The organism is Promicromonospora sp. NPDC050262 (assembly GCF_040655935.1).
Taxonomy (GTDB): Bacteria; Actinomycetota; Actinomycetes; order Actinomycetales; family Cellulomonadaceae; genus Promicromonospora.
Genome location: NZ_JBFAKX010000001.1, coordinates 288,357 through 302,331 on the forward strand (window position 1 = coordinate 288,357; position 13,975 = coordinate 302,331).

Consider the following 13,975-nt stretch of genomic DNA (forward strand, 5'->3'; position numbering starts at 1 on the left):
TTGGATCGGTGACATGAGCACCTCACCGATCCCCTCCGCCCCCACGGTGCTGCTCGCGAGCGGGGACCGGCGGCTGCCGCTGTACGGCCGGCAGGCGGAGTGCGAGGCCCTGGACCAGCTCGTCGCGACGGTCCAGGCCGGGCGCAGCGCGGTCCTGGTGCTGCGCGGCGCGGCCGGGATCGGCAAGACGGTGCTGCTGGAGTACGCCCACGGCAGCGCGTCGGGCTGCCGGATCGCCCGCACGACGGGGGTCGAGGCCGAGTCGGAGCTGGCCTTCGGAGGCCTGCACCGGCTGTGCGCCCCGTTCCTGGACCACCTGCTGCGCCTGCCCGGCCCGCAGCGCGACGCCCTGTCCACGGCGTTCGGCCTGACCTCCGGCGACACGCCGGACCGCTTCCTGGTCGGCCTCGCGGTGCTCAACCTGCTGGCCGCCGCCGCGGAGAAGGGACCGCTCGTCTGTCTGGTCGACGACGCGCAGTGGCTGGACGAGGTCTCGGCCCGCACCCTCGCCTTCGTCGCGCGGCGGCTGCCCGTCGCGGCGGTCGGGCTGGTGCTCGCGGTGCGCGACCCCCACCTGCGGGCCGAGCTGACGGAGCTGCCGGAGCGCGAGGTGGGGCGGCTGAGCGACGGCGAGGCCCGCGCCCTGCTGGAGTCGGTCACGCCGGGGCGGCTGGACGACCGGGTCCGGGACCGCATGGTCGCCGAGACGCAGGGCAACCCGCGGGCCCTGCTCGTCCTCCCGCTCGGGCTCACGCCCGCCGAGCTGGCCGGCGGGTTCGGGCGGCCCGACGTGCGGCCGGCGGCCGGCGACGTCGAGCAGAGCCTGCTGCGGCGCGTGCGGGCGCTCCCGGACCCGGCCCGGCGGCTGCTGCTGACCGCCGCGGCGGAGCCCATGGGCGACGTCACCCTGCTGAACCGGGCGGCGGACCTGCTGGGCCTCGACCTGGCGAGCGCGGCCCCCGCCGTCGGTGCCGGGCTGATCACGCTGGGCACACGCGTCCTGTTCAACCATCCCCTGGTGCGCTCGGCCACGTACCAGGGCGCCTCGCCGCAGGACCGGCAGGACGCACACCGCGCGCTGGCCGACTCGACCGACCCCGTGGCCGACCCGGAGCGCCGGGCGTGGCACCTGGCCAACGCGCTGGCCGGCCACGACGAGTCCGTGGCCGCCGAGCTGGAGCGCTACGCCGAACGGGTGCGCGCCCGCGCCGGGGCCGCGGCGTCGGCCGCGCTGCTGGAGCGGGCGACCGAGCTCACGCCCGACCCCGGCCGCCGCGGCACACGGGCGCTGGCCGCGGCCCGGGCCAAGCTCCAGGCCGGCGGGTTCGACGCCGCGCTGGAGCTGCTGGGCGCCGCCGAGCTCGGCCCCCTCGACGCGCTCGGACGGGCCCGGTCAGGCCTGCTGCGCGGCCAGGTCGCCCTCGCGTCCACGAGCCCCGGCGTCGCGCTGCCGCTCCTGGTCGCGGTGGCCGAGGACCTGGAGCCGCTGGACCCCGCACTCGCCCGTACGGCCTACCGGGACGCGTTCGAGGCCGCCGTCACGGCCGGGGACCTGCCCGGCGGCGGCCGGCTCGCGGAGGTCGCACGGTCGGTGCTCGCGGTGCCGGCAGGGTCGCCGCCCGGCCGCGGGGACCTGCTGCTCGACGGCGCGGCGGTGATGGCCACCGAGGGCGCCGCGGCGGGGGTGCCGATGGTGCGGCTGGCCCTCGACGCCTTCTGCGCCGAGGCGGGCTCCGTCGAGGAGAGCCTGGACTGGCTCCCCCTCGCGTGCCGCGTGGCCCACAACGCCTGGGAGTTCGACGCCTGGACCACCCTGTCCCGGCGGCTGGTCGACGCGGCCCGCGAGACCGGGACGCTGTCGGTGCTGCCGACCGCGCTGCACCTGCTCCTCTCGAACCGGGCGCTGGCCGGCGAGCTCGCCGTCGCGGACACGCTGCTCGCCGAGGCCGTGACGGTCGGCGAGGTGACCGGCAGCCGGTTCCCCGCCCAGTACGCGGCGCTGGTCCTCGAACCCTGGCGGGGCCGGGAGGCCGCCACCCGGCGGGCCATCGACGCCGTCGCCGGCAACCCCGCCCTGCGCGGCGAGGGCAAGGTGGCCACGGCCACCGGGTGGGCGAGCGCCGTGCTCTACAACGGGCTCGGCCGCTACGAGGAGGCGTACGCAGCGGCCGAGCGCGGCTGCGAGCACCCGGCGCCGCTGGGCGGCCCCTTCAACCGGTCGCTGACCGAGCTCGTGGAGGCGGCGGCCCGCAGCGGACGCCCGGCCCGGGCCGCCGAGGCCGCGCGGCAGCTCGACGTGCTGGCGCGGGAGAGCGACACCGACTGGGCGCTCGGGGTCGCCGCGAGCGCCCGCGCCCAGGTGAGCGAGGGCGCCGACGCCGAGGAGGCGTACCGGGAGTCGGTCGAGCGGCTCGGCCGCACCGAGGTCCGGCTGATGCTGGCCCGCGCCCACCTGCTGTACGGCGAGTGGCTGCGCCTGGGCAACCGTCGCGTGGACGCCCGCGAGCAGCTCGGGGTCGCGTACGAGATGCTCAGCGAGATGGGGGCGGAGGCGTTCGCCGAGCGCGCCCGGCGCGGTCTGCAGGCCGCCGGGGAGACGGTCCGCCGGCGCCTGCCCCAGCCGCACACGGTGCTCACCCCGCAGGAGTCGCACATCGCCCGGCTCGCCGGGGAGGGGCTGACCAACCCGCAGATCGGTACGCAACTCTTCATCAGCCCGCACACCGTCGAGTGGCACCTGCGCAAGGTCTTCCAGAAGCTCGGCATCGTCTCGCGCAAGCAGCTCCGGGGACAGCTCCTGGACCGGGCGGTGGCCACGGCCTGAGCGGGCAGCGGGGCTCGTGAACGCCACCCGGTGGACCGATACCTGAGCAGGGCGCGGGCGGTCCCCAGGTGGCGGGACTACGATCCGGGACCGATGACCACCGACGAGTCCTCCGCGCTGGCCGCGGCCCTGCAGACCGCCCTGCCCGACGGCGCCGTGCTCACCGCCCCGGAAGCGGTCGAGCGCTACGCCCACGACGACGCCGAGTGGGCCGAGTACGCCACGCCCGCCGCCGTCGTGCTCGCCACGAGCCTGGACGACGTGGTCGCCACGGTGCGGATCGCGGGCGAGCACGGCGCGCCCGTGGTGCCGCGCGGTGCGGGGACGGGCCTGTCCGGCGGGGCGAACGCGATGGCCGGCGCCGTGGTGCTGTCGCTGGAACGGATGACGCGGATCGCCGAGGTGAACGCGGCCGAGCGGTTCGCCGTGGTCGAGGCCGGCGTGCTCAACGACGACCTGCGCCGGCACGTCGCCGAGCACGGGCTCTGGTACCCGCCGGACCCGGCGAGCCAGGCGATCTCCACGATCGGGGGCAACGTCGCCACGAACGCGGGCGGCCTGTGCTGCGTCAAGTACGGCGTCACGCGCGACTACGTGCTGGGCATGACGGTGGTGCTCGCCGACGGCTCGGTCGCCCGGCTCGGTCGCACCACCGCGAAGGGCGTGACGGGCTACGACCTGACGGGGCTGCTGGTCGGCTCCGAGGGCACGCTGGGCATCATCGTCGACGTCACCCTGAAGCTCCGGCCGCTCGGCGGCCGCGAGGACCGGGCGATCGTGGGCTGGTTCCCCTCGCTGGCCGACGCCGGCGACGCCGTGGCCGCCGTCTCGGCCGCGGGCATCGTGCCCGCCGCCCTGGAGCTCATCGACAGCACGTGCCTGCGCGCCGTCGCCGACTGGCAGGACTGGACGCTCCCCGAGGGCGCGGCCGCGCTGCTCCTGGCGAAGGTCGACGAGCCCGGGGCCGCGGGCGAGGCGCTGGCCGACCGGGTCGCCGCGTACTTCGAGCAGGCGGGCGGCACCCACGTGGAGCGCGCCTTCGCGCCGGACGACGTCGACCGGCTGTTCCTGGCCCGCCGCCTCGCCTACCCCGCGCTGGAACGGCTCGGGCCCGTGCTCACCGAGGACGTCTGCGTGCCGCGCGGCGTCGTGCCCGCGATGCTCGGCCGCATCGAGGCCATCGCCCGCGAGGCCGACGTGGTGATCGCCAACATCGCGCACGCCGGCGACGGCAACCTGCACCCGCTGATCATCGCGCCCGAGGGCGACGACGCGGCCAAGGCCCGCGCCAAGGTGGCGTTCGACCGCATCGTCGACGAGTGCCGGGCGCTGGGCGGCACCGTGACCGGCGAGCACGGCGTGGGGCTGCTCAAGCTCCCGGGCGCGGCGGCGGAGCTCAGCCCCGTGGTGCTCGCGATGCACCGGGCGGTCAAGGACGCGCTGGACCCGCGCGGGCTCCTCAACCCGGGCAAGGCGTTCCCCGCGGGCGTCTGATCCGCCGCCCCCCTGGTCTGCGGCGGCTCGTCGCCCCTACACTGGCGACCGCGTGTTTGAAACGTTGCAACGGAGCTCGTTCTCTCGACACCGCACATGGAGGCGTCATGGCCCTCGACCGCAGAACGTTCCTCAAGACCGCCGGCGTGGCGTCCACCGCCGCCGCGCTCCCCACCGTGGCCGCAAGCACCGCCGTCGCACTACCGGGCGACGTCGACGCGGCGGGGCCCCGGCCCGACGGGACCGGCGGCATCCGGCTGACCGACCCGCTCGTCGAGAAGAAGACGAGCCCGCTCGGGATCGACGTGGACCGCCCCCGGTTCTCGTGGACGATCGAGACCGACCGGCGCGGCGTCGAGCAGGAGTCCTACCGGCTGCGGGTCAGCACCACCGGGCCGGGTTCCCGCACCGTGTGGGACAGCGGCGTGGTGCCGTCCCGCGAGTCGGCGAACGTCGGGTACGCGGGGCCGGCGCTGCGCGCCGCGACGGAGTACGCCTGGCGGGTCGACGTCGCGACGACGCACGGGGCCGGCTCGACGACGTCGGCCTTCCGCACCGGGCTGTACGCCGAGAGCGACTGGGCGGGTGCCGCGTGGATCGGCAACGAGCGCGTCCCGGACGAGGTCACCGACCTGAGGTTCGACGGCGCCGCGTGGATGTGGGCGGCCGAGGGTGAGCTGCCGGGCCAGGACCGGGCGTTCCGGATCGCGCGCACGGCGCCCGACGGCGCGCACGCCACCCGGGCGGAGGTGCTGATCACGGCCGACGACTCGTTCACGCTCTGGGTCGACGGCGTCGAGGCGGGCGGCACGGAGCCCGCCGAGAACGGCTGGCAGGCGGCACGCTTCCACGACGTCGACCTGCCTGCCGGGTCGCCCGGGACGCCCGGCGCCGCCACGGTGCTCGCCGTGCGCGGCACCAACGACGCGGTCAGCGCGGGCGCGGTGCTCGCCGTCGTCCGCCTGACCTACTCGGACGGGACCACGGCGACCCTCACGAGCGGGAGCGGCTGGAAGGCCGCCACCGCGTTCGAGGCGGACTTCGCCCGGCCGGACCTGGACGACTCCACCTGGGCGCCGGCCGCGCAGATCGCGACCTACGGCTCGGGGCCCTGGGGCCGCGGCGTGCGGCTGCCGACGCCGGACCCGCTGCCGGCCCCGCTGCTGCGCACGGAGCTCGACGTGCGGGCGGGCCTGCGGAGCGCCACCCTCTACCTGGCCGCGGGCGGGTACGCGAACGTGTCGCTGAACGGCAGGCCCGCCGACGACCAGGTGCTCGCGCCGGGGTTCACCGACTACGACGACACGGTCCAGTACACCGCGACCGACCTGACCCGGAGGCTGCGCCGGGGCCGCAACGCGCTGGGCATCGAGCTGGGCCGTGGCTTCTACGGCATGACGGGCGGCAACGTGTGGCGCTGGGAGGCGCCGCCGTGGCACGACGAACCCGTGGTGCGCGCGGTGCTGCGCCTGGAGTACGCCGGGGGCGCCGTCGAGCACGTGGTCACGGACGCGACCTGGCGCGTCCACGCCGGGCCGACGGTGTTCGACGACCTCTACGGCGGCGAGGCCTACGACGCGCGCCGCACGCTTCCCGGCTGGGACACGGCCGGGTTCGACGACGCCGGCTGGGCCACCGCCACCGTGGCGCCCGGCCCGCGCGGGGTGCTGACGGGCCAGCGCCAGCAGCCGATCAAGGTGATCGAGTCGCTGCCCGCCGTCGAGGTGACCGAGCCGGCACCGGGCGTGTACGTCGTCACGTTCCCGCGGGTGCTCGCGGGCTGGGTGCGGTACACCGTGACCGGACCGGCCGGGGCGACGGTCCGGGCCGCCCACGGCGAGAAGCTGACCGCCGCGGGGCGCGTGAACCTGAGCAACAACGGCGGGTTCCAGGCCGGGTTCCAGACCGACCGGTTCACGCTGGCCGGGACGCCGGAGCCGGAGACGTGGGAGCCGCGCTTCTCCTACAAGGGCTTCCAGTACATCGAGGTCACCGGGTGGCCGCAGGACGGCCCGCCGCCGCTCGACGCGTTCACCGCGCGGGTGGTGCACACGGCCGCCGCGGAGACCGGGTCGTTCCACAGCTCCAGCGAGATCATGAACCGGACCCACCGCGCGGTCGTGGACACGTTGACCAACAACATCCACGGCATCCCGACCGACACCCCGATGTTCGAGAAGAACGGCTGGACCGGCGACGCCGCGATCGGCGCGGAGATGTTCCTGCTCAACCTCGACGTGCACGAGCTGTTCGCCAAGTGGCTGCGCGACGTGCACGAGACGCGCGACGAGCAGGGCCGGCCGCTCGTCATCGCGCCCAGCTCCGGCGACTGGGGCGAGTGGGGCGTGTGCCCGCCGTGGCACGCGGCCTACGTGATGATCCCCTGGTGGCTCTACCAGTACGGCGGGGACACCCGCGTGCTGACCGAGTGCTACGACGGCATGAAGCGGTACGTCGACCTCGAGTTCGACCGGTCCCAGGGCGGGATCGTCCCGGACGCCCGCCTGGGCGACTGGGTCAGCCCCGAGGCGAGCCCCGCGGGCGGCAACGCGCCCGAGGACCTCCGGGTCTCCGCCACGGCGTTCCTGTACTCCATGACGCTCTTCATGCGCCGCAGCGCCGGCTTCCTCGGCAAGGCCGCCGACGTCGAGCACTTCGCCCGGAACGCCGCCACGATCAGGGCCGCGTTCAACGAGACCTTCCTCGACGCCGACGCCGGGTACTACCGCGGCGACGGGGACCGCGGGTACCGGCAGACCCACAACGTGCTCGCGGTGGAGTTCGGGCTCGCGCCGGACGCCGCGACGACACGGCGGGTGGTCGACAGCATCGTGGCCGACGTCCGGGCCAAGGGCACCACGCTCAACACGGGCGTGCTCGGCACCAAGTGGCTGCTGCCGGTGCTGACCCGGCACGGGCACGCGGACGTCGCCTACGAGCTCGCCGTGCAGACCGTCTACCCGAGCTGGGGCTACATGATCGAGAGCGGCGCGACCTCGATGTGGGAGCACTGGTCACGGGAGGCGCGCTCCTACGGCCACTACTTCCTCGGCACCGTGGACGACTGGTTCTACCAGCACGTGGCCGGCATCCAGGCCTCGCCCGAGACCGGGTTCCGCGATGTGACGATCGCCCCGGCGGTCACGGAGCACCTGGACCGGGCGAGTGCGAGCGTCCGGACGCCGTTCGGCACGGTCGCGAGCGACTGGCGGCGCGCCGGCGGCAGGCTCCGGCTGAACGTGACGGTCCCGGTGGGGTCGACGGCGACGGTGCGGCTCCCGGTCGACGACCCCGAGGCCGTCACCGAGCAGGGTCGCCCGCTCCGGCGCGCGGAGGGCGTCACGGGCGTCTCGGTCGAGGACGGCGCGGTCGTGGTGCGGGTCGGGTCCGGCCGGTACGCGTTCGTCGCGTAGTCCGGGGCTCAGGCCTTCGGGGCCTGTCGCTCGGCCTCGAGGTACGAGTCCGGCGGATCGAACTGCGCGAGCACGAGCTCGGCGCCGAACGGGTCGCGGATCACCGCCTCCTTGCTCCACTCGCCGTCCTCCGTGCCCAGGACCGTCGCGCCGGAGCCCTCCGCGACCGCGACGGAGGCGTCCCGGTCGGCGACGGCGAAGGCCACCGACCAGTGCGCGGGCCCCTCGCCGCGCAGGATCCCGGCCGCGACGTCGGCGAAACCCGGAGGGACGAACTCCTGCCGCTCCAGGATGCGGGGATCGACCGTACGGGCCAGGTGGTCGCCGTAACCGGGGACGCGCGCCATGCCGGCGCCGAGGTCGTCGCTGCGCTCCCAGCCGAGCAGCGGGCCGTAGAACCGCAGCGCGGCGTCGACGTCCGGGGTGAACAGGTTGCTGAAGTTCCACGTGTTCGGGGCGTTGACGGCCTGTGCGCCGGGGCGGGTGCCCGCCTGGACCAGCCGGCTGGGCGCCCCCTGCGGGTCGACGATCCGCGCCATCCGCCCGGCGGGCTCGCCCGGCGGTCCCACGTCCTCGGGCCCGGAGCTCACGACGCCGCCCAGCTCCGGGACGCGCCCGGCCGTGGCGTCGACGTCGTCCACGGCGACGTAGGTGTGCCACGCGACCTCGCCGTCGAGGCCCGCGGAGGGGGTGGCGATCGCCGCGACCGCGGTCGCGTCCGTGCCGTCCAGCGACGCGACCGCGTAGCGCTCCGGCGTGCCGGGCGGCAGCATCTCGGTGAACCTCCAGCCGAACAGGTCGCCGTAGAAGCCGAGCGCCGCGTCGACGTCCGGTGTCTCCAGGTCGACCCAGCTGGGCACGCCGTGCGGGTAGGTCCGGGGCGTGGTGGGTGTGTCAGCCATGACGTCCTCCAGGTCGGTTCCGCTCTTCTGATCCTGCCTCGCCCGGCCGGCATCCGCCGCCGGGCCGGTCGCGCAGGTCACCGGATGGGACAAATAGGATCTTCCGCCCGAACTGTGTGAAACAATCCGCCGCATGTCGACGACCACCCGGCGTGCTCGGATCTCGCCCTGGTTCTTCCTGCTCATCGCGCCGGTGACGTGGCTGGTGGTGGGTGCGGGCCCGCAGGCGGCGCTGCTCGCCGCCGTCTCCACGCCGAGCATGCCCGAGGCCTCGGCCGTCGCGACGGTGGCCTTCGCCGGCGCGGCCGCCGCGCTCTGCACGTCGTGGCTCAGCCCGAGGCCCCGCTGGGCGGCGGGCGCCGGCGCCCTGGGGATCGTCGTCGTGGCGGGCGCCATCTGGCTGATCGGCCAGGCCCAGCACCTCGACGCGCTGCTCGCGACCACGTGGCGGGCAGGCTCCGCGGGGACCGTGGTGGCCCAGGCGACCTTCCTCGTCGCCCTGGCCGCGTCGCTGCTGGGCCTGCTCGCGGGCCTGTTCGCCGTGCTCGGCCCGGTGTGGCTGCGCGGGTTCTGGCTCGCGGCCCCGGTGTTCTTCGCGCAGGACGTCCTGCGCCTCGCCACGAGCGGCCTGCGCACCGGCGGGCTGAGCCTCGGGCACACGGTCACCGTGCTCGTGTTCGTGCTTCTCGGCGTGGTGCTCGGCGTCAGCGTCACGCGCAGCCGCTGGTCGTGGCTGTCGTGGGTCCCGGCGCTCCTCGTGTTCTGGGTCGCACAGTCGGCCGCCCCCGCCCTCTACACGGCGGCGAGCTCGGTCTACCCCGGGGCCACCTGGCTGACCGCCAACCCGGACGGGCCGCTGATGATCGCCTGGGACGCCTTCCGGGCGGCGTTCGCCGAGCCGGGCACGCATCTGATCGTCCTCCACTGGCGCGCGCTGCTCTGGCTGGTGGCCCTGGCGGTCGGCGTGGCCGTCGGCATCGCCCGCACGCGCGACCGGGCCGACGGCGACGGTAACGATGACGGCGACGGCGACGGCGATCAGCGCACCACGGCCGCGAGCGCCGACACCTCGACCAGCGCGCCCGGCACGCCGAGCCCGCGGACGAACATGCCCATGACCAACGGCGGCTCGGGCAGCCCGGCGAGCGAGGCGGACGCCGCGCCGTAGGCGGCGTTGATGTCGACGCCCTCGACGAGCACGACGGTCACGCTCACCAGGTGCTCGATGCCGGCTCCGGCGGCGGCGAGCGCCGTGGTCAGGTTCTCCATGACCCGCCGGGTCTGCGCCCCGACGTCGTCGCCGCCGACCAGCTGACCGGTCGCGTCGACGGCGTTCTGCCCGCCCACGTGGATCGTCGTGGCCCCGGGCGGGACGACGGCGACGTGGCTGAAGGCGGGGCTCTTCACGAGTCCTTCTGGCTGCAACAGCTCGATCTGGTCCATGCCGGCCACGTTAGGCGTGGTGGAGGACAACCGCTGTCCTAGTCACCCGGCGAGCGCCCGCCCGCGATCCGGCGGCGGCGTGCGACCGGGACCGCCGGAGCTACGGGACCGCCCGCTCCCGGTGCCGGCGCACCGCCGCCCGGTTGGCGCAGCGCACGGAGCAGTACCGCTGCCGCCCGTTCCGGGTGACGTCGACCACCACGTTGGTGCACGGCTCCGACGCGCACCGCCCCAGCCGGTGCATCCCGCGCGTGACGAGGTGCAGCGAGGTGCCCACACCGATCACGGCGCGCAGCACCGCGGACAGCACCTGGTTGTCGTCCCGGTAGTGCAGGTGCCAGTCCTCCCCGTCGTGGTTCGTCAGCCGGGGGTAGGCGGCGACGGCGGCCATCTGGGCGTTCAGCAGTGCGGCCCGCTCGGCCGGGTCGGGGGTGTCCACGACACGCAGCCAGTCGTCGATCGCCTCGCGGGAGCGCGCGTGGTCCTCCGGCACCTCCAGGAACGTCATCGTCATGCCGAACTCACGCGTGCGTGCCTCGATGCCCGCCCGGTCGTCGGGCCAGTCGTTGGCGAGGGACGCCGCGAGCAGCACCGCGTACTCGCCGTAAGGGTTGAGATGCACAAGGCCATTACAGCATCGTGAGGTGCATGACGACGACCGGGACCGGTTCCACGCTCCGCACCACTGCCACCACCTCCGCCGGCACCGGAAGCGCCGCCGGCACCGCCCGCGACGTCGGCCACGAGCACGCGTGGACCACGGACTCGCGGCACCGGACCTCGGCCGGATACGTGCTCTACGTGCGGTGCACGGCGTGCGGAGCGCACCGCGTGGACCTGCAGCGGCGCACGGACGCGCCGCCGGCGCCCCTGAGCAGGGCGGCCGGCGGCGCGTCGCGGGCGCCGACGCCGGCGTGACGACGCCGGCGGAACGGCCTCGGACTACCGGCGCACCACCAGCCGGTCCACGTTGACGCCTGTCCCGGAGGCCGACTCGCTGCCCTGACCCGTCGCCACGAGGGTCAGCGTGTGCTCGCCGGCGCCCAGGTCGGGGCTCGACCAGATGAGCTGGTTGCCCACGCGGGTGCGGCCGTAGAAGTCGGCGGCACCGACCTCCACGCCGTCGACCAGCACGGTGGCGAGCCCCTGGTTGGAGGCGCGCAGCCCGTACAGGTCCACGGACGAGCCCGAGAACCGGAAGTCCACGGAGTCGCCGGCCACCGTCGTCGACGTCACCGACGAGTGGTACAGGCCCGTGCGGTTGATGCAGCCGGGGCAGCTCAGCCAGCCGTCCCCGTGGTAGTCGAGGCGGCCCTGGCCGGTGCCCTCGCTCTGGTCGTCCACCGAGCTCGTCCCGCCGCCCCCGGGCGCGACGTCGACCCGGTCGACCGAGACCCAGCCGCCGGAGCGCCCGGAAGCCACCTCGAACCGCAGGGCGTGCGGGCCGTCGACCAGCACCGGGGTGCGCCACTCCACCGCGCCGCGATCGGCGTAGGACACCGTCACGGGCTCGTTCCCGTCGATCGAGATCCTCGCCGTCCCGCCTCGCGGCCCGGCCACACCGGTCAGCGTGGCCTGCGTCCCGTCGAAGGTCACGGTCAGGGCGTCGCCGCGGTCGCGGCTCGCGCTGACCGTGCCGCCGACGGCGTCGCGGAGCTGCCTGGCGGTCACGGCGGGGCACCGGTCCCCGTGCCGCGCACCCGCCGAGCAGTGGGTCCAGCCGTCGCCCTCGTAGGCGATCGCCGCATCGGCGTCGTCGATCGTCGCGACCGGCCGGAGCGGGCCGACGGCGAGGTCGGCGAACTGCACCGGCGCGTAGTCGCCCGAGAGCCCGACCATGCCGGACGTCCAGGTGGAGTCGGTGACCTCGGCAACCTGCGCGCCGTCGACCGTCGCGGTGATCACGTCCTGGTCGAAGGACAGCTCCAGGTCGTGCCAGCCGGCGCCGGCACCCTCGCCGCCGGACCCGCCGTCCAGCGTCCCCGTGCCGAGCTCCAGCCAGGCCCGCCCGCCGGGCTCGCCCCGGCCGAGCGACCACGTGCCGTCGGCGCCCAGGCTCAGGCCGTAACCGTTCGGCACCGGCTGCATCGCGTCGTTCGACACGCGGCCCAGCACCTCGGCCGTGCCGCCCGCGGGCACGTACGCCGTGACACCCACCGAGTAGTCGGACCAGTTCAGGTCGCCCAGGATCCCGGTCGGCTTCTTCCACGCCGCCCAGGAGATCGCGGGCTGCGGCGACACCTGCGTCAGGCACGTGCCGCTACGGTCGCCCGCGCACGGACGCTCCTCGTAGGCGCCCTCCATCTGGGAGAAGTACGGCGTCTGCCCGCTGGGACCGCCGTCGGCGAGGCTGTTCTCGTACGGGAACGGGAACGCGGACTCGTGCCCGCCCTCGGCGTCGCCGAGACCCTTGGCCGCGCCCTTGCCCGCGCCCTTGTCGCTGACCGTGGTCACCGTGACCACCGCGTTCGCAGGAACGGTCACCGAGTACGTGCCGTCGGCGGCGCGCCGGAGGTCCGGCTGCCGGACCAGCCGGTCCTCCGCCGTCGACTGCCAGACGTGCAGGTCGCGTTCCTTGAGCCCGCCCTCCGCCGAGAGCGTGACCGTGCGGGGCGCGGCCGCGCCGATCGTCTCGATCACGGTGCTCCAGTCACCGCCGCGCGGCGCCTTGCGCGTGACGAAGCTGCCCTGCGTGGTGTCGGCCGCGTCGAGGTAGCCCGACGACGCGTCCAGGTGCTGCCAGCCCGGCTCGGCGAACTGCGTGGTCTGCGCGACCGCCCAGATCGCGGACTGCACCTGGTACGCCCCCGACCAGGGGGTGTTCGCCCGCATCAGGCCCGCGTCGGAGATGCTCAGGCCGTCGTAGTAGGCCGTGAGCAGGTTCCAGAAGTTCACGCCGGTGATGCGGCCCTCGAGGTAGGCGTGGTTGATGAGCGAGGGCACCGAGGCGGACGAGCCGCCCGCGCCCCACTCGGCCGACCACGGCCCGCCCTCGGAGATCCACAGCGGCTTGCCCAGCGCCTGGGCCGTGGCGGAGCTGGGCCCGCGCGAGTAGTGGTTGCCGAGCAGGTCCACGGCGTCGAAGAGCTCCGGGTCGTTCGCCATGTCGACGGCGATGGGCCACTCCCCGCGGCGCGCGGCCTCGTCGGAGGCGATGATCCGCACGTCCGTGTAGCCGGCCGCGTCGAGGGCCGCGCGGTAGTCCTTGACCCACTGCGCCTCGTACTCGCGCTCGTTGCGGATGCCCACGTTGTCGATGGTGAGCCCGTGCCCGGCCGCGCAGTCGAGCCAGTCGACGAAGTAGTCGATCGTGTCCTGCGAGTAGTACTCGCCGTCACCCAGCCAACCGGGTGCGCCCCAGGCGAGGGCACCGAGCGTGATGTCCGGGTTGCGCTTGACCGCCTCCCGCATGAGCCACCACTCGTAGCCCGCGTCACAGCTCACCTCGCCGCGCACGTGCTCGTGGCTCGACTCCGAGCCGTCGGTCGTGTTGGTGTCGCCGCCGATCTCGACCTTCAGCATCTCCAGCGACGCCCCGTAGCCCGGCGTGAAGAGGTAGTCGAGAATCTCCGCTCGCTCCTCGCGCGGGTAGTCCAGCAGCAGCCGGGACGTCGCCCCGCCGCCGGAGATCGCGCCGACGCCGTCGTAGGTGCGGCCGCCGCTCGCGCCGTCGACGACGATGGTCGCGGCGGCGGTGTCGGCCGGGGCGACCTCGGCGGCGGCCGAGACGCTGCCCGCCAGAGCGCCCGCGGCGAGCAGGGCCCCGGCCAGGACCGACGCCGTGAGGCCCCGTCGTCTGCTGCCCCGCCGTGAGCCCGGCGTCCGCGCCGATGGTCCCAGGCGCTCGGGGGTATGGGTGGCTTGCATGCTGGACTACTCCCTCGTATCCGTGCCGCTGC

8 protein-coding genes are annotated in these 13,975 nt (G+C 75.1%); 4 read left to right on the forward strand and 4 right to left on the reverse strand.

The genetic code is table 11. The annotated features are described in order from the left end of the window. The first annotated feature begins 13 nt into the window (after nucleotides 1-13). The 3 genes from AB0I29_RS01285 (at nucleotide 14) to AB0I29_RS01295 (ending at nucleotide 7,731) form a co-directional block, all read left to right on the forward strand. The gene (locus AB0I29_RS01285) at nucleotides 14-2,824 is read left to right on the forward strand and encodes an AAA family ATPase (protein WP_357477056.1); all 2,811 of its coding nucleotides are present in this window, start codon (nucleotides 14-16) and stop codon (nucleotides 2,822-2,824) included. Nucleotides 2,825-2,917: 93 nt separating this feature from the next. Continuing rightward, the gene (locus AB0I29_RS01290; RefSeq protein ID WP_357477059.1) at nucleotides 2,918-4,318 is read left to right on the forward strand and encodes an FAD-linked oxidase C-terminal domain-containing protein; all 1,401 of its coding nucleotides are present in this window, start codon (nucleotides 2,918-2,920) and stop codon (nucleotides 4,316-4,318) included. 107 nt (nucleotides 4,319-4,425) lie between these two features. Beyond that, on the forward strand, nucleotides 4,426-7,731 hold the full coding sequence (locus tag AB0I29_RS01295) for a family 78 glycoside hydrolase catalytic domain (protein WP_357477062.1): 3,306 nt from the start codon (nucleotides 4,426-4,428) through the stop codon (nucleotides 7,729-7,731). Between the two features lie 8 nt (nucleotides 7,732-7,739). Here AB0I29_RS01295 and AB0I29_RS01300 read toward each other — a convergent pair whose 3' ends face one another. From AB0I29_RS01300 to AB0I29_RS01310, 3 genes are all read right to left on the reverse strand, one after another. Then, nucleotides 7,740-8,633 carry a VOC family protein gene (locus AB0I29_RS01300; protein WP_357477066.1) on the reverse strand — a complete coding sequence of 298 codons (894 nt, stop codon included), beginning with the start codon at nucleotides 8,631-8,633 and terminating at the stop codon, nucleotides 7,740-7,742. A gap of 1,038 nt (nucleotides 8,634-9,671) precedes the next feature. Then, a complete protein-coding gene (locus AB0I29_RS01305; RefSeq protein WP_357477069.1) occupies nucleotides 9,672-10,076 on the reverse strand; it encodes a Rid family hydrolase in 405 nt (134 codons plus the stop codon). Nucleotides 10,077-10,176: 100 nt separating this feature from the next. Then, nucleotides 10,177-10,698 carry a CGNR zinc finger domain-containing protein gene (locus AB0I29_RS01310; protein ID WP_285101407.1) on the reverse strand — a complete coding sequence of 174 codons (522 nt, stop codon included), beginning with the start codon at nucleotides 10,696-10,698 and terminating at the stop codon, nucleotides 10,177-10,179. Between the two features lie 26 nt (nucleotides 10,699-10,724). Here AB0I29_RS01310 and AB0I29_RS01315 point away from each other — a divergent pair, with 26 nt between their 5' ends. Further along, a complete protein-coding gene (locus tag AB0I29_RS01315) occupies nucleotides 10,725-10,994 on the forward strand; it encodes a hypothetical protein (protein WP_285101405.1) in 270 nt (89 codons plus the stop codon). 24 nt (nucleotides 10,995-11,018) lie between these two features. Here the strand turns inward: AB0I29_RS01315 and AB0I29_RS01320 are convergent, their stop codons facing one another. Further along, the gene (locus AB0I29_RS01320; RefSeq protein WP_357477073.1) at nucleotides 11,019-13,943 is read right to left on the reverse strand and encodes a hypothetical protein; all 2,925 of its coding nucleotides are present in this window, start codon (nucleotides 13,941-13,943) and stop codon (nucleotides 11,019-11,021) included. Nucleotides 13,944-13,975 lie beyond the last annotated feature (32 nt).